The 24,471-nt window shown below is 72.8% G+C and carries 21 protein-coding genes; 6 read left to right on the plus strand and 15 right to left on the minus strand.

Annotation, left to right across the window (positions count from 1 at the left end; all coding sequences use genetic code 11):
* Positions 1–17: 17 nt before the first annotated feature.
* The 5 genes from IEY30_RS18455 to IEY30_RS18475 all read right to left on the minus strand — a co-directional run bounded on the left by IEY30_RS18455 (position 18) and on the right by IEY30_RS18475 (position 4,909).
* A complete protein-coding gene (locus tag IEY30_RS18455) occupies positions 18–1,289 on the minus strand; it encodes a glucarate dehydratase family protein (RefSeq protein ID WP_030202632.1) in 1,272 nt (423 codons plus the stop codon).
* Positions 1,289–1,684, minus strand: a complete 396-nt coding sequence (locus IEY30_RS18460) for a universal stress protein (RefSeq protein ID WP_030202627.1) — start codon at positions 1,682–1,684, stop codon at positions 1,289–1,291. Before IEY30_RS18460 ends, IEY30_RS18455 begins: the two co-directional genes overlap by 1 nt.
* Complete coding sequence (locus IEY30_RS18465) at positions 1,681–3,240, minus strand: tripartite tricarboxylate transporter permease (RefSeq protein ID WP_043417320.1); 1,560 nt, start codon at positions 3,238–3,240, stop codon at positions 1,681–1,683. The genes IEY30_RS18460 and IEY30_RS18465 overlap by 4 nt, the downstream gene beginning before the upstream one ends.
* Positions 3,241–3,253: 13 nt before the next feature.
* Positions 3,254–3,796 (minus strand): tripartite tricarboxylate transporter TctB family protein, encoded by a 543-nt coding sequence (locus IEY30_RS18470; RefSeq protein ID WP_156035470.1) that lies wholly within the window; start codon positions 3,794–3,796, stop codon positions 3,254–3,256.
* Positions 3,797–3,886: 90 nt separating this feature from the next.
* Entirely contained in the window at positions 3,887–4,909 is a 1,023-nt protein-coding gene (locus IEY30_RS18475) for a tripartite tricarboxylate transporter substrate binding protein (RefSeq protein ID WP_030202619.1), read from the minus strand.
* 157 nt (positions 4,910–5,066) lie between these two features.
* On the opposite strand from IEY30_RS18475, the gene IEY30_RS18480 reads away from it, so the two are divergent.
* The 4 genes from IEY30_RS18480 to IEY30_RS18495 all read left to right on the plus strand — a co-directional run bounded on the left by IEY30_RS18480 (position 5,067) and on the right by IEY30_RS18495 (position 10,005).
* Entirely contained in the window at positions 5,067–5,990 is a 924-nt protein-coding gene (locus tag IEY30_RS18480) for a LysR substrate-binding domain-containing protein (protein ID WP_030202617.1), read from the plus strand.
* A gap of 159 nt (positions 5,991–6,149) precedes the next feature.
* Positions 6,150–7,061, plus strand: coding sequence for a 5-dehydro-4-deoxyglucarate dehydratase (gene kdgD / locus IEY30_RS18485; RefSeq protein ID WP_030202616.1), 912 nt, complete (start codon positions 6,150–6,152; stop codon positions 7,059–7,061).
* A 15-nt stretch (positions 7,062–7,076) separates the two neighbouring features.
* Entirely contained in the window at positions 7,077–8,669 is a 1,593-nt protein-coding gene (locus IEY30_RS18490) for an aldehyde dehydrogenase (NADP(+)) (protein ID WP_030202612.1), read from the plus strand.
* Positions 8,670–8,682: 13 nt separating this feature from the next.
* Positions 8,683–10,005: an enolase C-terminal domain-like protein gene (locus IEY30_RS18495; RefSeq protein ID WP_030202609.1), complete on the plus strand. Its 1,323-nt coding sequence runs from the start codon at positions 8,683–8,685 to the stop codon at positions 10,003–10,005.
* Between the two features lie 9 nt (positions 10,006–10,014).
* Here the strand turns inward: IEY30_RS18495 and IEY30_RS18500 are convergent, their stop codons facing one another.
* From IEY30_RS18500 to IEY30_RS18515, 4 genes are all read right to left on the minus strand, one after another.
* The gene (locus tag IEY30_RS18500) at positions 10,015–12,588 is read right to left on the minus strand and encodes a CHAT domain-containing protein (RefSeq protein ID WP_043417319.1); all 2,574 of its coding nucleotides are present in this window, start codon (positions 12,586–12,588) and stop codon (positions 10,015–10,017) included.
* A gap of 105 nt (positions 12,589–12,693) precedes the next feature.
* Positions 12,694–13,191 (minus strand): peptidase associated/transthyretin-like domain-containing protein, encoded by a 498-nt coding sequence (locus tag IEY30_RS18505; RefSeq protein ID WP_052358948.1) that lies wholly within the window; start codon positions 13,189–13,191, stop codon positions 12,694–12,696.
* A 1-nt stretch (position 13,192) separates the two neighbouring features.
* Entirely contained in the window at positions 13,193–13,774 is a 582-nt protein-coding gene (locus IEY30_RS18510) for an RNA polymerase sigma factor (RefSeq protein WP_030202604.1), read from the minus strand.
* Positions 13,771–15,351: a S8/S53 family peptidase gene (locus IEY30_RS18515; protein ID WP_030202601.1), complete on the minus strand. Its 1,581-nt coding sequence runs from the start codon at positions 15,349–15,351 to the stop codon at positions 13,771–13,773. The genes IEY30_RS18510 and IEY30_RS18515 overlap by 4 nt, the downstream gene beginning before the upstream one ends.
* A gap of 459 nt (positions 15,352–15,810) precedes the next feature.
* On the opposite strand from IEY30_RS18515, the gene IEY30_RS18520 reads away from it, so the two are divergent.
* Positions 15,811–16,605, plus strand: a complete 795-nt coding sequence (locus tag IEY30_RS18520) for a peptidoglycan-binding domain-containing protein (RefSeq protein WP_030202598.1) — start codon at positions 15,811–15,813, stop codon at positions 16,603–16,605.
* A gap of 27 nt (positions 16,606–16,632) precedes the next feature.
* Here IEY30_RS18520 and pheA read toward each other — a convergent pair whose 3' ends face one another.
* Entirely contained in the window at positions 16,633–17,580 is a 948-nt protein-coding gene (gene pheA, locus IEY30_RS18525; RefSeq protein WP_268240978.1) for a prephenate dehydratase, read from the minus strand.
* Positions 17,577–18,077, minus strand: coding sequence for a DUF4446 family protein (locus tag IEY30_RS18530; RefSeq protein WP_043417317.1), 501 nt, complete (start codon positions 18,075–18,077; stop codon positions 17,577–17,579). The genes pheA and IEY30_RS18530 overlap by 4 nt, the downstream gene beginning before the upstream one ends.
* Before the next feature lie 97 nt (positions 18,078–18,174).
* Between IEY30_RS18530 and IEY30_RS18535 the strand changes: the two genes are divergently transcribed.
* Positions 18,175–20,367, plus strand: a complete 2,193-nt coding sequence (locus IEY30_RS18535; protein WP_052358946.1) for a hypothetical protein — start codon at positions 18,175–18,177, stop codon at positions 20,365–20,367.
* A 174-nt stretch (positions 20,368–20,541) separates the two neighbouring features.
* Here IEY30_RS18535 and IEY30_RS18540 read toward each other — a convergent pair whose 3' ends face one another.
* The 4 genes from IEY30_RS18540 to IEY30_RS18555 form a co-directional block, all read right to left on the minus strand.
* The gene (locus IEY30_RS18540) at positions 20,542–21,276 is read right to left on the minus strand and encodes a glycosyltransferase family 2 protein (RefSeq protein WP_081920643.1); all 735 of its coding nucleotides are present in this window, start codon (positions 21,274–21,276) and stop codon (positions 20,542–20,544) included.
* A 14-nt stretch (positions 21,277–21,290) separates the two neighbouring features.
* A complete protein-coding gene (locus tag IEY30_RS18545) occupies positions 21,291–22,106 on the minus strand; it encodes a DUF5926 family protein (protein WP_043417315.1) in 816 nt (271 codons plus the stop codon).
* 100 nt (positions 22,107–22,206) lie between these two features.
* Entirely contained in the window at positions 22,207–23,670 is a 1,464-nt protein-coding gene (locus IEY30_RS18550; RefSeq protein ID WP_030202581.1) for an LLM class flavin-dependent oxidoreductase, read from the minus strand.
* 21 nt (positions 23,671–23,691) lie between these two features.
* A complete protein-coding gene (locus IEY30_RS18555) occupies positions 23,692–24,126 on the minus strand; it encodes an ATP-binding protein (RefSeq protein WP_030202578.1) in 435 nt (144 codons plus the stop codon).
* Between the last annotated feature and the right edge of the window lie 345 nt (positions 24,127–24,471).

A 24,471-nucleotide genomic window follows, 5' to 3' on the forward strand; every position in this document is an offset into this window, starting at 1 on the left:
GAGCCAGCGGCGAGCTCCTACCAGCGTGCCGTGTTGGGCTCGAAACCCGGCTGCACCGACTGCATGTAGACCGTGTCCTCGCGGCGCGTGATGCCGCACGACAGGTACTGCTCGTGGAGCGTCCCGAGCGCGTCCTCGTCGATCTCGATGCCGAGACCGGGACCTGTCGGCACCGCGACGGAGCCGTCGACGAACTCCAGGACACCCGGCTTCACGACCTCCTCGGTCTTCCACGGGTAGTGGGTGTCGCACGCATACGTGAGGTTCGGCGTCGCTGCCGCCAGGTGCGTCATGGCCGCGAGGCTGACCCCGAGGTGGCTGTTCGAGTGCATCGACAGCCCCATCCCGAAGGTGTCGCAGATGCCGGCGAGCAGTCGCGAGCGCAGCAGCCCACCCCAGAGGTGGTGGTCCGAGAGCACGACGCCGACGGCCTGCGCCCGCACGGCCCGGGCGAGGTGCTCGAAGGCGACGACACACATGTTCGTCGCGAGCGGCAGCCCGGTCTCGCGGGCGACGGCGGCCATCCCCTCGATGCCCGGCGTGGGGTCCTCGAGGTACTCGAGCACGTCCGCGAGCTCGTGCGCGACGCGGACCGAGGTGTCGACCGTCCAGCCACCGTTGGGGTCGATGCGCAGCTTGTGGTCGGGGAACGCCTCGCGGAGGGCGCGCATCGCGGCGATCTCGTCGTCGGGCGGCAGCACGCCTCCCTTGAGCTTGATGGCGTCGAAGCCGTATGCCGTCACCATCCGCTTGGCCTGCACGACGAGCTGGTCGGGTGTGAGGGCCTCACCCCAGTCGTCGTCCGGCCGGCCGGGGTGCCCGGCCCACTTGTAGAACAGATAGGCGCTGAAGGGCACGGTGTCGCGGACCGCGCCGCCGAGCAGGTCGCTGACCGGCCGGCCCGTCTCGTGCCCCTGGATGTCGAGGCAGGCGACCTCGAACGGCGAGTAGGCCGTGGCCACGGCGGAGTCCACCTGAAGCATGCCGCCGAAGCTCGCTCCGGCGTCGGCCGACCCGGTGCCGAGGGCGTCGGCCGCCTTGCGCCACAGGCCGTTGAGGTCGTAGACGTCGTGACCGAAGACCGCCCGGCCGACGGCCTCGAGCCGCTGGAGCTGGGCCTCGTCGCCGTAGGTCTCGCCCAGCCCGACCGACCCGGTGTCGGTGCGGACGCGCACGATCGCGCGCAGGGCATACGGCTGGTGGACGCCCACGACGTTGAGCAGCGGGGGGTCCTCGAAGGCGACCGGCGTGATCGACACCGACGCGATGCGCGAGCGCACTGGCCCCATCAGCCGGAGGCCTTGACGGCGAGCACCGGCACGCTCGCGTCGAGCAGGATGCGCTGCGCCGTGCTGCCGAGGATGAGCTTGCCGACGGGGCTGCGGTGGCGGAGCCCGATGACGACGAGCGACGCGTCGACCTCTCGGGCGACCGACTCGAGCGTGTCGGCGAGCGAGTCGCCGTGGAGCGGTTGGCGCACCTCGACCCGGACGCCGAGGTCGCTCGCGCGGTCGACGATCTCGCTCACCTGCTCGGGGCCGAGCATGGCGTCGTCCACCGGGGCTCCGCGCCGCGGTGAGTTGACGACGACGAGCGGCTGCTCGCGCAGGCGCGCCTCGGCGATGCCGGCGTCGAGCGCCGCACGCCCCTCTGGGGTGTCGAGGTAGCCGACGAGGATGGTCATTTCGCCTCCGTGGTCTCGCGGTCGGGAACTGGTGCGGGGGACGCCTCGGTCGGAGCCGGGGCCCCAGCCGGCTCACCGCGCTTGGCCCGGATCGCCCTGCGCACCAAGGGGAAGATCGCGACCGCGACGATTGCGGCAAGGATCGTGCCGGAGATCGGGCGGGTCAGGAAGCCGGTCGGGTCGCCACCGAAGATGAGCAGCGACTGGCGTGCCGACGACTCGATGAGCGTGCCGAGGACGAACGCCAGGACCATCGGTCCGGGGTCGAAGCCGAACTTCTTCATGAGGTAGCCGATGACGCCGAAGACGATGACGAGGTAGATGTCGAAGACCGAGTTGTTGACGGTGTAGACGCCGAGCATCGTGATGAGGGCCGTGATCGGCGCGAGGATCGCCGGGCGCACCTTGAGGATGCGCACGAAGACGCCCACCATCGGGATGCTCATGATGAGCAGCAGGATGTTGCCGATGTACATCGAGTTGATGACACCCCAGAAGATGTCGGGGTGGGTGTCGACGAGCTGCGGGCCGGGCTGGACGCCCTGGATGAGCAGGGCGCCGAACATCAGCGCCATCGTCGCGTTGGCCGGGATGCCGAGCGTGAGCAGCGGGATGAACGACGACGTCGCGGCGGCGTTGTTGGCCGTCTCGGGCGCCGCGACGCCCTCGATGGCACCCCGGCCGAAGCGCTCCGGCTGCTTCGCGCGGCGCTTCTCCACGGCATACGCGACGAGTGACGACAGCACGGCGCCTCCACCGGGCAGCACGCCCAGGCCGAAGCCGATGCCCGAGCCGCGCGCGATGGCGCCCTTGGAGTCCGAGAGGTCCTGGCGGCTCGGCCACACCTTGGTGACCTTCGCCGGCGCATGGACCTTCTTGTGGTTCTCCTCGAGGTTGTAGAGGATCTCGCCGAGGCCGAAGAGGCCCATCGCGATCGGCACGAAGTCGATGCCGTCGGCCAGGTTGAGGTTGCCGAAGGTGAAGCGCTCGGCGCCGGTGAAGGAGTCGCGCCCCACCGTCGCGATGAGCAGGCCGATCGCAGCGGCGATGATGGCCTTGAGCTTGCCGCCGTTGCCGACGGTCGAGACGAGCAGGACGCCGAGCAGGCCGAGGGCGGCATACTCCGGCGGGCCGAAGTCCAGCGCGTAGCCCGCGACGACGGGGGCGAGCACCGACAGGCCGATGATCGAGACGGTGCCCCCGATGAAGGAGCCGATGGCCGCGATGCCGAGGGCGGCGCCGGCCCTGCCCTGCTTCGCCATCGCGAAGCCGTCGAAGACGGTGACGACCGAGCTCGCCTCTCCCGGCAGCCGCAGGAGCACCGAGGTGATGGTGCCGCCGTACTGGGCGCCGTAGAAGATGCCGGCGAGCATGATGATCGCCGAGACCGGCTCGATGCCGTAGGTGATCGGCAGCAGGATCGCGATCGTCGCCGCCGGACCGAGGCCCGGGAGCACGCCGATGAGCATGCCGATGACGACGCCGACGAGGCAGTAGAGCAGGTTCGTCGGCTGCAGGACGATGCCGAAGCCGTCGATGATGGGGGTGAAGTCCATGGCAGGCCTCCCTTCAGATCAGTCGCGGGAGGGGGATGGACAGGGCGAGCACGAACAGCGCGTAGAACGCCGCGACGGTGACGACGCTGACGACCGCCGTCATGCGCCACGACTCGCCGCCGAGGAAGCGGAGCCAGACCACCATGAGCACGAGCGAAGGCACCTCGAAGCCGATCACCGGCAGGAGGGCCGCGAGCCCGACGAGGGAGAGGACCCCGAGGCCGGTGAGGACGCTGGACCGGGTGAACTGCTCCGTGTCCTGGGCGCTCCGCCCGAAGGCGATCTGCGCCAGGGACAGGGCCGTCACCGCGACCGCGACCGCGAAGGGCCAGAGCCCCGGACCGGGCTCGGTCAGGCTGCCGAGCCCGTAGCCGAGGGACAGGACCGTGCCGGCCAGCCCGAGGGCCAGCGTCACGAGGCCGGCGGCCACCTGGGCGAGGGGGCCGGCATGGGGCGGCCGCTCCTCGTCGAGGTCCTGGGCGAGCTCGGCCTTGAGCTCCTCGAGGATGTCGACCTCGCCGGTCTGCTGCCGGCCCGGTTCGCTCGTCGTGCTCATCCGTGACTCCTCTTCGAGTGGATGGTGGTCGGTCGTGGCCGGCGTGGGATGGGCGGACCCACCCCACGCCGGGCCTCGTGGTGTCCCGCGTCAGCTGTTGGACGCGAGGGAGATGCCGAACTCCTTGAGCTTGGCGGTGTTCGACTCGAGGTCGGCCTTGAGCTTGGTCGCGACCTCGGAGCCCGGGATCTCGAGCGGCGTGAGGTTGTTCTGCTCGTTGAACTTCTTGTACTCCTCGGTCGCGAAGGTCTTCTTCGCCGCCTCGACGAGCTTGTCCTTGACCGCCTGGGGCGTGCCCTTGGGCGTCGTGATGAAGCGGTACTGCGACACCTGCACGTCGAAGCCCTGCTCCTTGGCCGTGGGCACGTCGGGCAGGAACTTCACGCGGTCGGCGGAGAAGACCGCCAGCGGGACGAGCTTGCCGGCGCGGATGTTCTCGATGGCCTCGCCGACCTGCATCGTCGACACGTCCACCTGCGCGCCGAGCAGGGCCGTGAGGTTCGGGGCGCCACCGTCGAAGGGCACCGCCGTCGCCTTGATCCCCGCCGTCGCGAACGTGAGCGCCGAGTTGAGCTGGGCGCCGGTGCCGACACCGGTCGTGCCGTAGCGGATCGTCTTGCCGGCCGCCTTCATGTCGGCGATGCTCTTCCACCCGGTCTTCGGGTTCGTGGCGAGCACGTAGTCGTCGCGCGAGACGCCGTAGACGATGTCGAAGTCGTCGACCTTGACGGCCTCGGACTCCGAGACGGCGAGCGGCGTGATCGCGAAGAGCGAGGCGTTCTGGATCGCGATGGAGTAGCCGTCGGGGGCGGCGGACTGCAGCGCCTTGGCGACGAGCGCCCCGTTGGCGCCCGGCTTGTTGACGACGGGCATGGCGACGCCGAGCGACTGGCCCATCCCCTTGGACATCGCGCGGCTGATGAGGTCGCTGCTGCCGCCGGCCGAGGCGCCGACGGTCATCTCGATGCTCTTCGTCGGGTAGTCGCTGCCGCCCGAGGCGTCTCCGCCACCGCCCGACGCGGTCTTGACCCCGCCGCAGGCGGAGAGGGCGAGGGCGAGAGCGGCGGCGCCCGCAACGGACGCGATGCGGGTCCTCGTTCGAACATTCGTCATTGAAGGTCTCCTACGAGCTGGGGCACCGACGTGGGTGCTCTGGGGTGTGAGGTCTGTCCCCGTGCGGCCCGACACTACGAAGCCACTCGATGCCTGTCCAAACCCGATAGTGCATAAGTTGATACCTTCGCCGCATCGTCCGGTAGCGTCGGCCGGCATGATGACCCTCGACCAGGTCCGGGCCTTCGTCGCCGTCGCCGAGGAGCTGCACTTCGGTCGCGCCGCCGAACGCCTGCGCATGACGCAGCCGCCGCTGAGCCGGCAGATCCAGAAGCTCGAGCGCACCGTCGGCGTCACCCTCCTCGAGCGCGACAACCGCAAGGTCGAGCTGACCGAGGCCGGTCGCGCCTTCCTCGACGAGTCCTACCGGCTCCTCGCCCTCGTCGACAGCGCCGGCGACCTGGCCCGCCGGATCGACGGCGGCGCCACCGGCACCCTGAGGCTGGGGTTCACCGCGGTGTCGGCCATCGGCATGCTCGGCCCCCTGCTCAAGGACCTCGACCGGAGCCTCCCCGGCATCGAGGTGATCCTGCACGAGCGCGTCACCGCCGCCCAGGCCGACGGCATCCGCAGGGGCGAGCTCGATCTCGGGCTCGCGCGTCCTCCGTTCGACACCTCGGAGTTCGAGTCCCGCGTCGTCTTCCGCGAGGCGCTCTGCGCTGCCGTCCCGGCCGACCACGCCCTCGCCGAGGTCGACCGCCCGCTGACCGCCGGCGACTTCGACGGGGTGCCGGTCATCAGCTACAACCCGGTCCAGTCGCGCTACTTCCACGAGCTCACCGTCCGGTTCCTCACCAACGCGCACCCTCGGGTGGAGCAACAGGTCCACCAGATCCTCACCGCCGTCCTGCTCGTCGCCGCGGGTCGCGGATGCGCCCTCGTGCCCGCCTCCGCGCGTTCGCTCGGGGTGCAGGGCGTGGTCTACAAGGATCTCGTCGACGGTGGCGGCGACCCCGACGGTAGCGAGGTGCCGGGCCGCCCCGTCGAGCTGCACGCCATCTGGGCACGGGGACGGCGCAGCCCGATGCTGCGCCGTGTCCTCGCCCAGATCGGCCGCATGCGGCTCGGTGAGGAGGAGTGAGCGCGACCGCACACCGTGATGCTCGGCGAGCATCACGGCATACAGAATCCGTCTTGGACAGGTATCCAGCGATTTCCTAGCCTGAGGCCAACTCACTGGCCCGGCGACGTGCCTCCCGACCTGCGGGACGGCCGCCGCTCTGTCGCAAAGGACGCTCCCGTGCCTCTGGCTCCCGACGAACTCGCTCACACGCTGGGCACCGGACTGCTCTCGTTCCCCGTCACCCACTTCACGCCCGACCTCGCGTTCGACGAGGCCGCCTACCGCGAGCACCTCTCGTGGCTCAGCGGCTACGACGTCGCGGGCCTCTTCGCCGCGGGCGGCACGGGTGAGGGCTTCTCGCTCCGGAGCGAGGAGATCGACACCGTGGTGCGCGTCGCCGTCGACGAGATCGGCGGCAAGGTGCCCGTGCTCGCCCCGGCGACCGGTGGCACCGCCGTCGCGGTCGCCCAGGCGAGGGCGGCCGAGGCCGCCGGCGCCGACGGCATCCTGCTCTTCCCGCCCTACCTCACCGAGGCGGGCCAGCGCGGTCTCGTCGAGCACGTCTCGGCCGTGTGCCGCGCCACCTCCCTCGGCGTCATCGCCTACTCGCGCGCCAACGCCATCCTCGGCGACGTCGCCGTCGCCGAGGCCGCCGAGCGCAACCCCAACCTCATCGGGCTCAAGGACGGCGTCGGCAACGTCGAGGAGATGACCCGCACCTACGCCCGGGTCGGCGACCGGCTGCTCTACGTCGGAGGCCTGCCGACCGCCGAGACCTTCGCCCTGCCACTGCTGCAGCTCGGCGTCACGACGTACTCGTCGGCGATCTTCAACTTCGTGCCCGAGTTCGCCGTCGGCTTCTACGAGGACGTCCGCCGCCAGGACAAGGACGCCGTCTACCGCAAGCTGAACGACTTCGTGCTGCCCTACCTCGACATCCGCGACCGCGAGCGTGGGTACGCGGTGAGCATCATCAAGGGGGGTCTCAGCGCGATCGGCCGCCCAGCGGGTCCGGTGCGGCCGCCCCTGACGAACCTCACCGAGCAGGACCTGTCCGACCTCAAGATCCTCGTCGACAAGATCAGCTGAACGGAGCACTCCCGCATGACCACCCTGACCGGGCACTCGATCATCGCCGGATCCCCCACTGCCGGAAAGCTCCCCGGCTCTGCTGGAGTGGCCGCGGCCACCGGCGAGTCCCTCGAGCCCACCTACACCTACGTCGACGAGGACCAGCTCGCGGCGGCGACGCAGGCCGCAGCCGAGGCCTTCGACGCGTACCGCGCCACCTCACCTGCGGAGCGGGCCGCCTTTCTCGAGAGGGTCGCCCACGAGATCGAGGCCGACGGCGAGGCCATCGTCGCGCGTGCGGTCGCCGAGTCGGGACTTCCGCTCGGCCGCCTCACCGGTGAGCTCGGTCGCACCACGGGCCAGCTGCGGATGTTCGCCGAGGTCGTACGCGTCGGTGACCATCTCGAGTCACGCATCGACCCGGCCCTGCCGGACCGCTCGCCGCTCCCCCGGGCCGACATCCGCCAGCGCCAGGTGCCGCTCGGTCCGGTCGCGGTCTTCGGCGCGAGCAACTTCCCCCTTGCGTTCTCCGTCGCCGGTGGCGACACCGCGTCGGCCCTGGCCGCGGGATGCCCCGTCGTCGTCAAGGCGCACAACGCCCACCCCGGCACGAGCGAGCTCGTCGGCACCGCGGTGACGCGCGCCGTGGCGGCCTGCGGCTTGCCCGCAGGGGTGTTCTCGCTCGTCTTCGGCAGCGGCACGTCCGTCGGCCAGGCCCTCGTGCGCGACCCGCGCATCAAGGCGGTCGGCTTCACCGGCTCGCGCGCCGGGGGCCTCGCCCTCGTCGCCGCCGCCGCGGCCCGCCGCGAGCCGATTCCCGTCTACGCCGAGATGAGCTCGGTCAACCCCGTCGTGGTCCTGCCCGGCAGCATCGGCGACGGGCGCGCGGAGGGGCTCGCGGCGGCCTACGTCGTCTCGCTGACGCTCGGGAGCGGACAGTTCTGCACCAACCCCGGCCTCACCTTCGTGCCTGCCGGACCCGACGGCGATGCCTTCCTCGCCGCCGCGGCGCGGGCTGTGGCCGACGCCACCGGGCAGACCATGCTGACCACCGGAATCGCGCAGGCCTTCGGCAAGGGCACGGACGCCCTGCGCGGCGCTGCAGGAGTGACCGTGGAGGCCGAGGGTGCGCCCGGGCAGGCCGCGAACGCACCCGCTCCGCTCCTCGCGTCGACGACCACCGCGGCGCTGCGCGACGAGGCCGCGGTGAGCGAGGAGGTCTTCGGCGCTGCCGGCGTCGTCGTCAGGTGGGGCGACGTCAACGAGCTCGCGGACGCGCTCCGGGGCCTCGAGGGGCAGCTGACCGTGACCGTGCAGGCGGCGGACTCCGACCACGAGGTCGCACGCACCCTGATGCCGCTGCTCGAGACCAAGGCCGGCCGCATCCTCTTCAACGGCTGGCCCACCGGCGTCGAGGTCGGCCACGCGATGGTGCACGGCGGCCCGTTCCCGGCGACGAGCGACCCGCGCACCACCTCGGTCGGCTCGCTCGCGATCTACCGTTTCCAGAGGCCCGTCGCCTATCAGGACGTGCCGGCCGACCTGCTGCCCGAGGCCACCCGCGACGACAACCCGTGGGGACTCAACCAGCGCGTCGACGGCCGCCTCCGCCTCGCCCAGGACTGACAGGAGCACGCCGATGTCACCGAAGATCGCCTCCGTCGAGGTGGTGCCCGTCGCCGGGCACGACAGCATGCTGCTCAACCTCAGCGGCGCGCACGGCCCGTTCTTCACCCGCAACGTCGTCGTCGTCACCGACAGCGACGGCAACACCGGACTCGGCGAGGTGCCCGGCGGCGAGACGATCGCGGGCACGATCCGCGAAGCCGCAGAGCTGCTGCAGGGCAAGGAGATCGCGCGGTTCCGCCAGCTGCTCCGCCAGGTCTCCGAGACGTATGCCGGCCGCGACGCGGGCGGTCGCGGCGCCCAGACGTTCGACCTCCGCACGACCGTGCACGCGGTCACCGGGCTGGAGTCGGCGCTGCTCGACCTCATGGGCCAGCACCTCGGCGTGCCGGTCGCGGAGCTGCTCGGCGACGGGCAGCAGCGCAGCCACGTGCCGATGCTCGGCTACCTCTTCTACGTCGGCGACCCGGCACGCACTGACCTGCCCTACCTCGTCGGCGACGAGGGCGAGGACCGCTGGTCGCAGCTGCGCCGGCGCGAGGCACTGACGCCGGAGAGCGTCGTCGCGCTGGCCGAGGCGGCGCAGGAGCGCTACGGCTTCAGCGACTTCAAGCTCAAGGGCGGGGTGCTCGCCGGCGAGGACGAGGTCGAGGCCGTCACGGCGCTCGCCCGCCGCTTCCCCGACGCGCGGATCACGCTCGACCCCAACGGCGGCTGGCTCCTCGACGACGCAGTCCGGCTCTGCCGCGGGCTCGGTGACGTGCTCGCGTACGCCGAGGACCCGTGCGGTGCGGAGGGCCGGTTCTCGAGCCGTGAGGTGATGGCCGAGTTCAAGCGAGCCACGGGGCTGCGGACGGCGACGAACATGGTCGCGACCGACTGGCGCGAGATGGCGCACGCGATCCGCACGAGCGCCGTCGACATCCCGCTCGCGGACCCGCACTTCTGGACGATGGCCGGCTCGGTGCGGGTCGCCCAGCTGTGCAACGACTTCGGCCTCACGTGGGGGTCGCACTCCAACAACCACTTCGACATCTCGCTCGCCATGTTCACGCACGTGGGCGCAGCCGCCCCCGGCGAGATCACGGCCCTCGACACGCACTGGATCTGGCAGGACGGCCAGGCCCTGACGACGGCGCCGCTCGAGATCCACGACGGCGCCATCGAGGTGCCGACCGTGCCCGGCCTCGGCGTGACCCTGGATCGCGACGCGCTCGCCGAGGCGCACGAGCTCTACCTCGAGCACGGTCTCGGCGCGCGTGACGACGCCGCGGCCATGCAGTACCTCGTCGACGACTGGACCTTCGACCCGAAGCGCCCCTGCCTCGTCCGCTGACCCACGGCGTCAGGGGCGGTGCTGGCCGCCGATGTTGAGGAAGGCTGCGGCCACGTCCTCGGTCTCGGCGACCGCGCGGGCCAGTGCCTCGTCGCTCGGGAGCCCCGAGGCGAGCAGCTCGTGGTGGCGGGTCATCGTCGTCGCGGCCACGTCGTCCGGCACCGGTGAGACCGCCGCGACGACCGACCGGGCCCCGAGCGAGAGCAGCGACAGCGCGAGCCCCAGGGACTCGTGTCCGGGCCTCGCCGATGCGAGACCCACCTCGCACGCCGACAGCACGACGTGGTCGGCGCGCACACCGGTCGGCTGCAGCTCGTGGGCGAAGACAGGCCCGTCGTGGAGCATGAGCGAGGAGAAGAGCGGCGACTCGAGCTGGTGCGTGCCGTGGGCGGCCACGTGGACGACCCCGGGCCGGGCGAGGGCCCCGACGAGCTCGTCGCGCCGGGAGGGCTCGGCGAGCCGGGCGCGCTCGCCCCAGGTGCCGACGATGCTGCGCCCCTCGCTCGAGGCCCGGGGCACCGACGGGCCGACGCTGACGTGCACGCCGGGCGCACCTGACCCGTCTTGGGGAGCGGGTGCGTCCGGACGCGGCGCGCCCCGCCGCGCGAACGACGTCAGCGACAGCGCCACGGTGAACGGCCGCCCGGACATCGACGGCAACAGCGCCCACGGGAGGGCCGAGAGCTCGGGGCAGGTCACGACGACGAGCCCGCGGCTCGAGCGCCACGGCCGCAGCAGGACGTCGTCGAGCTCGGTCGCGCTGGAGCGGAGCGAGGACCAGACGGCTCCGGCGAGCGGACCGAGGTGGTGGGTGGCTGCGGTGCGCAGGTCGACGCGGATGCGCTGGGCGAGCTCGGCCGCGCGGTCGGCGGCCACGAGGTCGCGCATCATCGCCCGTCCGCCGATGACCCCGACGGCGCCGATGCGCCCCTGGTGCCGGAAGAACCACACGAGGTCGCGGTCGACCTGCCGCAGGTGCTCGCGGGCCTCGCGCACGCGCACCGGGACGGTCTGCGCCGATCCGCCGCTGCGGCTCAGGGCCCAGTCACGGTCGCGGATCTGGCGCTCGAGGCGTGACGCGTGGTCGTGCAGCTCGCGCAGCTGAGCGGGATCGCTCTCGCCGCGGAGGTGGCCGCGCACGGCACGCAGCTGCTCGGTGAGCTGGGCCAGCTGCTCGTCGTCGGGCCGCCCGAGCGACGGCAGCCGGTCGGTGGCACTGCGCCAGCGCTCGAGCGCCTCGAGCACGGAGGAGCTGCCGCGCGGCACGGCGAGCTCGAGGTCGAGCTCCGAGAGCCGGGCGCCGTGGACGGCGCGGGCCGTGCGCAGGTCGAGGCTCGCGCTGCCCTGCTGACCGGCGGCGAGGCGGCGGGACGCCCGCACGAGGATGCGTCGGGCCGGCGCGAGGTCGCCGGTGGCCACGAGCGTCATCGCGGTGACGACCGCCGCGTCGAGCTCGTCGGAAAGCGACCCGGTCGAGACCCGCTCGAGGCTCAGCAGCCGGGTGTTGGCGCCGGCCGCGTCACCGGCGAGCAGCAGCGCCTGCGCGGCCACGACCCGGGCGCTGTCGGCCAGCTCGGGGTCCCCGAGCTCCGTCGCGATCTCGGTGAGCTCGTCGGCGGTCGCAGCTGCCGCGAGCGCCACGGTGGCGTCGCCGACGCCCACGACGCGGCGGACCAGATCGGACTCGGACGTCCCGTCCTCCTGCGCCTGGCGCGTCCGGCGCGTCCGCCGCTGCCGGTCCAGGTCGACGAGCAGCTCGACGAGCATCGCCTTGGCGGCCCACGCGGTCGCCCCGATGCGGCCGTACGTCTCGCGCGCCGACGCCGCCGCCCCTGCCGCGAGGTCGAGGTGCCCGAGGAGCCGGTGGGCGCGGGCCAGGGCGAGCTCGAACTCGGCGCGCATCTGGTCGTGCCCGTCGCCCTCGAGGGACTCGAGCCCCGCGTGCAGGGCCTCGACGGCCTCCTTGACGAGGCCGGCCTCGAGCAGGACCTGGGCCCGGTCGAGGCGCGCCGGCCCGGTGAAGACGTCGGACTCGAGCTCCTCGGCGCGTGCCATGCCGGCGAGCGACCGCGGGATGTCGCCGAGGAGGTAGGCGGCATACCCCTCGTTGTGGCGGGCCATGAACTCCTGGGCCGGCCCACCCAGGGCGTGCGCGAGCCGGGCCGCCTCGGCGAACGACTCGAGGGCCTCCTGCGGACGCAGCAGCTCGAAGGCGAGCATGCCGCGGCTCAGGTGCACCGAGCACTGCTCGGGCTCGGTGAAGGCGTCGAGCCGGCGCACGGCGCCCTCGATGCCGTCCCACGCCGAGGCGAGGTCGCCGACGCGGCCATGGATGTTGGCGCGCTGGTAGTCGAGACGCGCCCGGAGCCGGTCGTCGCCGAGGTCGTCGACGACCTCCTCGGCCTCGGCGAGCCGCGCCGACGCCGCCTCGACGCCGGAGAGCATGAACTCCGTCAGCGCCAGGGTGATCAGCGTCTTGCAGCGCAGCTCGAGCCGCTCGCGCGAGGGGGCCGAGCCGGCTCGGTCGATCTCGTCCAGCGCCGCGGTCAGCGAGCGCGCCGCGTCGACGGGGCGGCCGGCCACGTTGTCCGCGGCGCCCTGCTCGCGCAGGGTGCGTGCACTCTCGAGCAGATCGATGGGTCCCGCCCGGCCTCTCGCTCAGGGCCGGTCACCACGGCGTCGGGATCGTCAGATCTGGATCGTGGGGGTGATGACCGGTCGCGTGTCGTCGTTGCCCGGGTCGGTCACGACGAAGTGCACCGGCCCATGGGGTAGATCATCCAGAACGAAGCGTCCGTTCGCATCCGAAATCACCGAGCTGCTGCCCTCGCTCGTCACGGCTTCGACGCGCGCGCCGGGCGTGGTGACCCAGCCGTCGACGCGCACGCGGTCCTCGGTCTCGTCGGAGTCCATCGGTGCCGCGGTGACCATGAGGCTCATCGAGGCGGCGGTGAAGGTGACGGACTCGGTGGGCGTGGGCTCGACCTCGGCCTCGGCGCCCCGCGTCGTCAGCAGGGCGGAGTCCATGAGCTCGGCGACCTCGGCGTGCAGGGCGTGCACGGTGATGGCGAACTTGACCCGCTCGGCGAGGTCGCTCGGCACGGGGTCGGCGTGGGCGAACAGGTCACGCACGTGGCCCAGGTTGGCGATGTCGCGGGCATCGATGGCGTCAGTGTGAGATGTCATGTCAGACCGCCCATCCGGGATCGGTGCCGAGGGTGGTCCTCAGCTTCTGGAGGCAGCGGCCGCGGGTCGGGCCGATGCTGCCGACGGGCATGCCCAGCGACTCCGCGATGGCGGCGTAGTCGGGGCGGTCGGCGAACGCGATGACCCGGAGCAGCTCCTGGCACCGCGGTGAGAGGGTGGAGACGTGCTTCCAGAGCACGCGCTGGCGCTCGGAGAGGATCGACTGGGCCTCGGGGTCGAGCTGCTGGGCCGGGGCCTCGGGCACCTCGTCGACGCCGAACTCGCGCCGGGCGCCCCGCGCGAGGCGCCAGACCTCGCGCTTGACGACGACGACGAGCCAGCCGAGCACCGCTGCCGGCTCCTGGATGGAGTCGGCCCGGTCGACGAGCTGGAGGAAGGCCGTCTGGACGGCGTCCTCGCACATGGCCGGCGCGCCGCCCTGCGACCGCGCGGCGTTCCACAGCACGGGTGTCACGAGGTCGACGAGCTCCGAGAGCCGCTCGCGCTCACCGGCACGGTAGGCGGCGAACGCCCGTCCGGCGAGCGTGCCGAGGCCGTCGGGGGCGGTGGGGGTCGGGGTCATGACCGCGTCCTTCCGGTGCAGGTGCGCAGCGCGCGGATGGCGCGGCTGCGCATGGTGCGGGCGGAGACGTCGGTCAGGTCGCCCTTCGAGATGGTGATGAGCTCGGCCGCCAGCTCGGAGGCGAAGACCGGGGTCGCGAACGACGTGCCGCTCCAGATCCCGAAGCCGCCGGTGTAGTCGTCGGGGTCGACGGTGCAGCGCACCGTCCCGTCCTTGCTGACCTCGGCCGACGGCTGGCCCATGCCGTTGGTGAGCGGCATGGTGCTGACGACGGAGACCCCGGACCGGACGGCGCTGACGACGCTGAGGTTGTTGGAGAAGAGGGCGACGGTCGTGCCGTCGGGGTTGGTCGCCCCGACGCTCGCGAGGGGAGGCACGGCCGTGGGGGTGATCCTCTTCGGAGGCGCTGCAGCGAGCGCCGCGGGCACGAACGGGGCGTCGGTGCCGTCGTTGCCGACGCCGGCGGTGACGAGGACGCCGCGCTCGGCGAGCCGGTCGAGCAGGTCGGCGACGGGACCGGAGAGGTACTTGCTGTCCTCCGCGTAGTAGCCGAGCGAGAGCGACAGCACGTCGACGACCTCCGAGGGGTCGTTGTGCTCCTGCCCGTGGACGTGCCGGTCGAGCAGCGCCTGCAGGACGTCGAGCATGACGCTCTCGTCGACGATGCCGTCGTCGTCCATGACGGGGATCGACAGGATCGTGGCCTCGGGGCACCCCTGGCGCACGAGCCCGGCGATGAACGTCGCGTGCCCCTGCAGCAGGCCCACGGGCTCGGCCGGGGCCGGCGCCCCCGAGATCGGTGGACCTCCCGGCGACGTCAGGAGAGGCACGAGCCGGCCGCCCTCGAGCTTCATCCGCACGATGCCCGAGTCCGCCTTGAACCACTGGTGCGGGGCGATCGCGGTGTCGGGCAGCACGACGACGGGCGGGCGGTCGAGGGAGCGGGCACGCAGCCGCGGGTCGGGCAGGGCCAGGGCCACCGGCATACGACCTCCGCGGCCGGGCACAGAGTACTCCTGCAGCGCGGTCCCCCCGACCCCGCCCCAGTAGCCGCCCACGCCACCCCAGTAACCACCGACACCACCCCAGTAGCCACCCACGCCACCCCAGTAGCCGCCCACGCCGCCCCAGTAGCCGTCGGCAGGCCGGAGCACGTGCTCGAGGCTCAGCTGGTCGGCGATCGGGTCGTGGTCGGCGCGCAGCCGCTGGAGCACGCTCCACGCGTCGACGGGGTCGATCGACCGCTTCGGGGTCAACGTGATGCTCGTGCCCCAGGAGGACCCCTCGAGGTCACGCGTCGAGCCGTCGGACCGCGGCGTGAGCCGGTAGTCGAGGTCGTACTTCTCGAGCGAGGTGCGCAGGTCGGTGAGACCGCGCGGCTTGCCCCCGCTCGTGACGGTGCGCACGAGCAGCCGCTCCGAGAGGTAGAGCGCGGGCAGCGGCGTCCGACCGTCGGTCAGGCGCATCGCCGTGGCCGGGTCGAGGGCGCGGACGGGCGGGCGTTCGGCCCGGCGGGAGCCGCCGGCCGCGCTGTCGTCGTTCGCGCCCTGGGGGGCGTCGGGACCCGACTCTGACATCGACTGCCTCCTGCTGGTGGTGGAGCGGCGGATGGTGTTGGAAAGACCCTTACACCCGACTGAGTGTGCGTACTCGGTTTCCTGATACATCGGTCGCGGTCGGACCGTCGAGAACATCGCCGAAAAATCTTCGTCCGAGGACGTATCAGGGCGTCGCCCGCCCACTCTGGCTGGGCAGGGGGAACGGTCACCGGGCTGCTACGGGGCGCTGCGGAGGGGCAGCTGGCCCGGTGACCTCGCAGGGGTTCGGGACTACCAGGGGGCAGTCCCGTCCGTGGGGCGTCGGGCCTGGCAGCACCGGCGCCCCCTCCCCTGCCCGTCGGTGGCCGGCGTCGGCGCGCAGGGACGAGCGGGCGTATGCCGTGCCGCGCGTCGCGCTCGCGCGCTCGCTCGCGTGGGCGCATACTTCACCAACGTGAGCGGTCGTCAGGGCCCGCCACGTGAGCTCAGGGGAGTCAGATGCAGGTCAGCACGCGCGTTCGCGACAGTGGCAGCCGAAGAGGTGGGTTCGTCTCTGCGGCAACCGCTCTCGCTCTGGGCCTCACCCTGACGGCCTGCAGCAGCGGCGCGGCACGCACCTCCACCGAGGAGCCGTCCACGCCCTCGGTCACCGCCTCGGCGGTCAGCGCGGTCGACCCCGGCCCCACCGACCCGGCGGCGACCGACGGCCCGATCCCGACCGTGACGGCCGACCCGCTCACCCCGGCCAAGCCGACGCCGAGCGCGCCGGCCACGACGACGACCGCGCCGCCCACCCCGCAGGCGACGGCCACCGACCCGGGGAGCGTCGCGGGCTCGTGCGAGCGGACGCTCCCGGCATACCCCGTGCTCCAGCCCGGCGCGAAGGGCCCGGCCGTACGCGCCCTGCAGTGCTTCCTCAACGACGGCGACTACGGACCGGTCGTCGTCGACGGCGTCTACGGCGCCCAGACGCGAGCGGCCGTCAAGAAGGTCGAGGCCAGCTTCGAGGGGCCGGCGCCCAAGCCGGGCCGCATCGACGCCGGCATGTGGGTGCTGCTCATCTCGCGCACCCTCGGCGATGGCACGCTCAAGGTCGGCGCCAAGGGCCCCGACGTCGTGACGCTCCAGCGTGCGCTGCGGGCGGCGGGCGGCACGATCACGATCGACGGCAGCTTCGGCGCCCAGACCAAGAAGGTCGTTCAGCGCTTCCAGCAGGCCAACCGCGTCGGCGACGACGGCGTCGTCGGCGAGGAGACGCTCTTCCTGCTCAAGATGGGCGCGACGATCGGCTGACCCGGCACCGTCCGTGCCGGTGCGCTGTCAGGCGCGCAGGTCGTCGAGCCAGGCGCGCGCCCGGTCGAAGTCCTCGTCGGCGGTGCCGGGCCGCGCGTCGGGCCGGCCGCCGTCGGCGCGGGGGTAGGACCCGAGGAAGCGCACCTCGGCGCAGACCCGCCGCAGGCCCATTAGGGTCTCGCCGACGCGGGCATCGAGGACGTGCCCCTCGAAGTCGATGGAGAAGCAGTACGAGCCCATGGCCGCGCCGGTCGGTCGCGACTCGAGGCGGGTCATGTTGACGCCGCGCACCGCGAACTGCTCGAGCAGCTCGAGCAGCCCGCCCGCGTGGTCGTCGCGCTGGAAGAGCACGACGGTCGTCTTGTCGGCGCCGGTCGGCTCGGGGAGCGTGCCGGGACGGGCGACGAGGACGAAGCGCGTCACGGCCGAGGCGTTGTCGCCGATGTCCTCGGCGAGCACCTCGAGCCCCTCGTTGCGCGCGGCGACGGGAGCGCACACTCCGGCGTCGAACATCACGTCACCCGGCTGGGCCAGCGCGGCTGCGCTCGCGGCCGTCGACAGCGTCGGGACGTAGGCCGCGTCGGGGAGGTGGCGACCCATCCAGCCGCGCACCTGGGCCCACGCGTGCGAGTGGGTGCCGACCGTGCGGACGTCGGCCAACGGCATACCCGGCCTCGCGCAGAGCACGAAGGTGATCGGCACGAGCACCTCGCCGATGACGACGAGCGGCTCGCCCGTCGCCAGCGAGTCGAGCGTCGCGGAGACCCCGCCCTCGACGGAGTTCTCGATGGGCACCATGGCCGCGTCGATGTCGCCGGCGCGCAGGGCCGACAGCGCGGCGTCGACCGACCCGAAGGGCAGGTGCTCCCGGCCCTCGGCCGCGTCCCACGCGTCGAGGGCCATCTGGGTGAAGGTGCCGCGCGGACCGAGGTAGCCGAAGCGGTGCAGCTGGTCCGGGGTGCGGGGTGGGGTCACGACGCGTCCTTCGTGCGGTCGGGCAGGCCGGTGGCCGAGGCGAGCGCCTGCTGCTCCTCGGGGGTCAGGGTGATGCTCGACCGGCCGCCGACGATGCCCTTGGCGTAGGTGCGGGACTCCCCGCGGGCGTGGATCGAGCTGAGCACGATGCCATCGCCGAGGTCGTCGACGATGGCGGCGGAGAAGGAGAGGCGGCCGCCCATGTCGCCGAACGCGTCGTAGCGCACGACCGCGACGTTGCGCAGGCTCTGGCGCACGTCCTCCTCGGCGCTCTCGACGTGCTCGCGCAGCCTCGTCACCTCGGCCGTCAGCCGGTCGATGCGGTGGTTCTGGGTGGCGGCGACGCGGGCGATGTCGGTCTGGCCGTCGTCGTCGAGCGCCGCGAAGTCGCGCCGCACACCCGCGAGACGCAGCTGGGCGCCGACGGCGAGGACGAGGGCGAGCAGCGCGACGACGACGGCCGCGATGGCCAGGGTCGTCAGCGTCGAGGCGTCCACGATCGGCAAGGGTAGCCGTGCGGGTGCCGCCCAGCCCTTCGATTCCAGCCCGTGACCGCGGCGCCCACGGACAGCCCCGGTTTGTAGTCTGTCCCCCGTGATCCGCCGCCACCCCGTCAAGACGCTCGTCGTCCTGCTCCTGGTGATGGTGGCCGCGCTCACGCTCGCCTACGTCAAGCGCACCACCGTCCCCGTCCCGCCCACGACGCAGCCCCAGCCGGGTGAGTCTCTCGTCGTCGTCGGGCTCGGCGGCCTCTCCTGGGACGACGTCTCCGCCGAGGACACCCCCATCCTGTGGGGCCTGCTGCGCGACGGGTCGGCCGCCTCGGTGTCGGTCAAGAGCCTGCGCCTGACCACCTGCCCCACCGACGGCTGGGCCACTGTCTCGGCCGGCGAGGCGGCCGGTCCGGACACGGCCGAGTCCCGCCCCCAGTGCTCGCCCCTGCCGTCGATCGCGGGGAGCGCGGCGACCGGCTTCCGGGTCATCGGCTTCGACGCGCTGGCGACGGCGTCCCGCGACGCCGAGTTCCGGGCGCAGCTGGGACTGCTCGGCGACAGCTTCACGACGGGCAAGACGTGCATCCAGGCCGTCGGCCCGGGTGCCGGGCTCGCAGCGGCGACCTCGGACGGCAAGGTCGCCAAGTACTCCCCCTTCCAGGCGACGACGCTCGTCTCCGACCTCGCGCAGTGCCCGGTCAGCATCGTCGACGTCGGTGGCATCGACGCGACCGACCCGAACCCGACCCGCCACCTGGAGAAGATCAACGGCATCGAGCGGCGCATCGAGCTCGTCATGGACGCGATGCCCAACGGCGCCGACCTCGTCGTCGCGGGCCTGGCCGACCGCGACCAGCAGGAGCGGCTGCGGCTGCTGACGGCGAGCGGGCCGCACTACGGGCCGGGTCTGCTCGCCTCGGCGTCGACGCGCCTGACCGGGGTCGCGCAGCTGTCCGACATCACCGCCACGATCCTGCAGCGCGGCGGCGTCGAGCCGACGTCGGCCATCGGCGGGCGGGCCCTGAGCGTCGTCCCGTCGGCCAACAACAGCGAGTCCACCGCCGCGAGCAAGCTGACCGTGCTCACCGACATCGACACCAAGGCCGACGCGATGCACCGCATCGTCGCGCCCTTCCTGCTCATCTGGCTCGTCGGCACGGCGCTGGCGATGCTCGTGCTGTGGGTCGTCGTCCGGCGCGCGCGTCCGTGGAACCGCCGCTTCACCCGGGCCCGCGTGCTGCGCCTGGTCCGCCTCATCGGGCTCGTCTCGGCCGCGATGCCGGCCGCGACGTTCCTCGCCAACCTCGTGCCGTGGTGGCGGTGGTCGACCAACACCGTCGTGCTCGTGGCGATGCTGATGGTCCTCGTGCTCGTCATCAGCGTCGCGCTCACCCTCGCCAGCCTCAAGGGCCCCTGGAGCAGCTCGGCGCTCGGCCCGCTGTCGGCGATGTCGGCCATCACCGCGGGCGTCATCGGCATCGACCTGCTCACCGGGTCGCACCTGCAGATCTCGTCGATCTTCGGCCTCCAGCCGCTCGTCGGCGGCCGCTTCTACGGCATGGGCAACGTCGCCTTCGCGTTGTATGCCGCGGCCGTCCTGCTGCTCTGCGCCGCCCTCGCGCACGCCCTCGTCAGGCGGGACGCACCGCGCCTCGCGGTCTTCGCCGTCGTCGTCGTGGGCGGCGTCGCCCTGGCCGTGGACGTGCTCCCGGCGTGGGGCGCGGACTTCGGCGGTCCCATCGCGCTCGTGCCCGCCCTCGGCTTCCTGCTCATGGGCGTCATGGGCTGGCGCACGTCGGTGCGCAACGTGTCCATCGTGCTGCTCGTCGCCGGTCTCGTCGTCGGGCTCGTCTGCTACCTCGACTGGCGCCGGCCCGAGTCCGAGCGCTCACACCCGGGCCGGTTCCTCCAGACCGTCATCGACGGCGGCGCGTGGGACGTCATGTCGCGCAAGCTGTGGGCCAACGTCTCGCTCGCGGTCCACCTGCCGGTGCTGCTCGTCATCGTCGTGGTGCTCATGGTCCTCGCGGTCATGGTCGTGCTGCGCCCCGGCATCCTCGGCACCGAGCCGCTCCGCCGCCTGCTGGACGAGGCCCCGCTCATGCGTCGCGGCCTGCTCTCGATCATCGTCATGGCCGTCATCGGCTTCCTCACCAACGACTCGGGCGCGGCGATCCCGCCGGTCGCGGCGATCTTCACCGTGCCGCTCGTCGTGTCCGCCGTCATGCACTTCCTGGCCATCGAGGCCCGCAAGGCCCCGGTCCGCCGGCGCCGCGACCGCCACCACATCTGAGGAGCGCCCCGCGGGGCAGCCCGGGAGGCAGTGGTCGCGTCGAGTGCACACTTCCCCACGGCCCACCCCGCCAGAAAATGAGCACTCGAGCGTCGAGTGCCCAGTTCCCCACGGCCCACCTCGTCGGGAAGTGTGCACTCGAGTGTCGAGTGCACAGTGTGCCGCGGCGGCGGGTCAGTCGGCGCCGAGGCGGCGGCGCAGCCGTCGCACCCCGAGCGCGAGGGCGACGTCGCGGTACTGCGCGGCCCGGTGCACCTGCGAGCGCCAGTCGGTGCCGGTGACCCGGTGCTGGAGGTCGCACGGCACCTCGAGGATCGTCAGGCCGGCATCGAGCACGTCGACCGTCATGCCGACCTCGACGCCCCACCCTCGCGCGAAGGGGGTCGCCGCATCGATCGCGGCCGGTGACAGGCAGCGCATGCCCGAGAGCGGCTGCTGCGGCGACCAGCCGGTCAGCTCCTCGATGCCGCGGCGGGCGAGGCCGACGACGAGGCCGTGACCACCGGCGCTGCCCTGCTGCCGGGGCAGGGTCGCGATGGTGAGGTCGGCCTCGCCGCGCGCGACCGGGCCGACGAGGGCGCCGACGGCCTGGGCCGACGCCTCGAGGTCGGCGTCGACGAAGAGCACCGAGGTGCTGTCGTCGAGCCGCCCGACGCGGCGCAGGCCGTTGACGCGCCCCAGCCCGCTCATCATCGCGTCGGCCTTGCCGTGGTTGCGGACGTGCCGCACCACCTCGGCGCCCTCGCGGGCGGCGATGGCGGCGGTGCCGTCGGCCGACCCGTCGTCGACGACGACGACCGCGGAGACGCCCGGGATGGTGCGCACCCCGCGGATCGTCTCGGCGATGCGGGCCGACTCGTCCTTGGCCGGGATGACGACGGCGACGGACATCGGCGGGGTCGTCGTCATCGTCGCCCGTCCTCTCAGCGCAGGGTGACCTGGCGGTTGGTCAGGCCGGCCTTGGCGCCGCGCTCGGCCGCGGTGAGCGGCTCGGTGGAGGCGGCGGCCGCGTCGATCTTCGTCTTCATGGCGGCGACGGCGTCCTCGAAGTCGGCCGCCTCGGAGGCCGGGTCGACCTCCCACACCGGGATGAGCAAGCCGCTCGAGCGGAAGCAGCCGAGCAGGCGGCCGTCCTCGCCGAGGTGGCTCTCGCCGGCGGCGTGCAGGCGCGCCAGGGCGTTGGTGGCCTCGTCCTCGGCGAAGGGCAGCACCCAGCGCACGTAGGTGCGCTCGCCGATGCGGCACCAGAAGGCGGACGGGGCGGCGTCGAGCTTGACGGTCGGGATGGCCGACTCGTTGGCGCGGTCGAGCGACTCCTTGCCGTCGGCGTCGAGGTCGGCGTCGGCGACCCAGAAGTCGAAGCCCTCGTGCAGCTGCATCTCGAAGGGCGCGTCGGTGTCGAGGACGTCCTGCAGGCGCGCGGTGTCGGCCATCGAGACGGGCAGCGTCGCGACCGGCGAGCCGGGCTCGGCGACCGACGCGAGCGCGATGGCCTGGGCGATGTCGCGGCTCGTGTCGCCGCTGCCGTTGCCGGACTGGATGCCGACGACGACCTCGCCGCCCTCGCGGTGCAGGCCGGGCCACGCGAGCGGGAGCACCGTCGCGATCATCACCTCGTCGGGCGCACCCTCGGGCGCCTTGCCCTTGGCGAAGCGCACCGTCGCGGTCGCGGCCGGGACGATCTCGCGCATGGCGACCCAGTCGGTCTCGTTGGGCAGGCCCTCGAAGGGGCGCGCCACGAAGGGTGCCGGAAGCGGACGTGCGGAACGGTCAGCGCGCTCGCCGCGCGGTCGACGTGATGCCTTACCCATGCGCGCCACCCTAGTGGCCGGGGCGGGGTCAGCCGAACGCGGTCGCGAGCGGGGCGAGGGCCAGCACGTCGTCGGGGCCTGCGAGCCCGACGGGGGCGACGAAGGCGGTCGTGACGCCCCGCTCGACAAGGCCCGCGAGCCGGTCGGCGTGCTCGCTCGGCGTGCCGGCATGGTGCCGGGCGGCGAACGTGGCTGCGGCGACGCGTCCGCGGTGCCGCTCGACGCGCGACCAGGCGTCGTCGCGGTCGCGGCCGACGAGTGGCAGGTCGAGCACCGTCGCGTGGACCGTGGCCCGGTCGCGGCCCGCCTCCTCGACGAGCTCGAGGTAGCGCGCGACCTTGGCCAGCCCGGCGTCGTCGGACGGCACGTTGCACCCGTCGCCGAGCCGGGCGGCGATGCGCAGGGTGCGGTCGCCGCCGCCACCGACGACGACCGGCAGCTCGCCGACCGGCCGGGGGTAGCAGGTCGTCTCGGGCAGCGAGACGAGCCGTCCGGCATACGGCTTCGTGCCGGGCGCCCAGAGCGCCTTCATCGTCTCGATCCCCCGCTCGAGCGCGTCGAGCCGCGCTCTCGCAGAAGGGAACCCGAGGCCGTATGCCGTGTGCTCGCGTTCCCACCAGCCCGCGCCGACCCCGACGAACGCCCTTCCACCCGTCAGCGCCGAGAGGGTCGCCGCAGCCTTGGCAGTAACTCCTGGAGCCCGGAACGTCACCGGTGTCACGAGGGTGCCGAGCCGGAGCCGCGTCGTCGGCGCCGCGAGCGCCCCGAGCGTCACCCACGGCTCGGGGATCGGGTCCCACGCGCGGCCGACCTGCGGGATCTGGACGAGGTGGTCCATCAGGGCGATGCCGGCGAGCCCCGCCTGCTCGGCGGCGGCCACCATGTCGCGCAGCCACGTGAGCAGGTCGCCCTCGGCGGGGAAGTGCGAGAGCTGGAGCACGACACCGCGCAGGCCCGTGCGACCGGCCGGCGACGTCGTAGCGCGAGCCGCGGCCTCGCCCGCAGCGGCCGGCGCGTCGTCCGGCACGTCGTCCGGGGCGACCCGGACGACGTGCCACCCCTCCCCCTCGAGCAGGTCGACCGCCGACGCGACTGCGGCGAGCTGGCTCGTGAGGACGCGGGCAGGGACCGGGCGGTCCCGGGCCGAGTTGCGCGAACGGCATACGCCAGCAGGGGTGTCGAGGACGACGGCGACGGCCGGCAGGCCGGCGGCACGGGCGGCGGCCAGCCAGCCCCGGCGACGTGACACGTCGGTGCCGAGCGTGTCGACGACGGTGGTCAGGCCCCGGCCCAGGCGGGCCGCGACGACCTGCTCGAGCAGCGCGAAGGCGTCGGTGGAGGCGTCGAGGTCGTGCTCGCCGCTGCCGACGACCTCGCGCAGGGCGTCGGACGAGACGATCTCGGCGGAGCGGTAGCGCGACCCGGCCCACGTCGACTTGCCCGAGCCGGACGCGCCGACGAGGACGACGAGCGCCGGGTCCGGGAGGCGCACCGCGGCGTCAGACCGGTCGGCTCAGTGCGAGCGGCGGCGGGACGGCCCGCCGAGCGAGGCCCAGACGGTGCGGCCGTTGGGGTCGTCGATGACACCCCACTCGTGGGCGAGCGACCGGACGATGCGCAGGCCGCGGCCACCGGGGGCCCAGGTCGTGGGCGGCGCCGGACGTGGCGCGGTCGGGCCGCCCCCGTCGGACACCTCGACCTCGACGACGTTGTTCTTGACCTTCCAGTGGATCCGGATGGCGCCGTCGGCCAGCGGACGGGCGTGGCGGATCGCGTTGGCGACGAGCTCGCTGACCACCATCTCGGCCTCGTCGATGACCTGGGGTGCGACCGCCCTGGACAGGAGGTCCTCGACGAGCTCCTTGCGGATGCGCGGTGCGGCTGACGGGGCCCACTGGATGCGGACCGTGCGCTTCTCGCCCAGCGGTGCAGCCGGGACGTTGCTCATGGATCTCCTCGCGATTGCGTCGGCTCGTCTGGCATCCACACCGGCGTGGGACGCCGAGCCGCTCCCCTGTGTGCTCGCCACGTCAAGTCCTCCTCACGGGCGATTCGCCTGCCCCCGTCGTCGAACGCTAACGAAACCTGCGCCGTACCTCAACGGGGTGTGAGTTTTTACCAGCCCGCTGACCTGCGAATTCTTCCGTCTTCGAGGTTCTAGCCGAATCGCTAGACGGTGACAGACGACGCCATCGTGACGATCTGCGGTGGGTGGCCTGTCCACCCGGGCCGCCCGTACCCACTTTTCTTTCTCTTGCATAGCGAACAGTCACGATATATCGTCGACCTATCG

The sequence above is a fragment of the Terrabacter tumescens genome (assembly GCF_014646815.1).
Classification (GTDB): domain Bacteria; phylum Actinomycetota; class Actinomycetes; order Actinomycetales; family Dermatophilaceae; genus Terrabacter; species Terrabacter tumescens.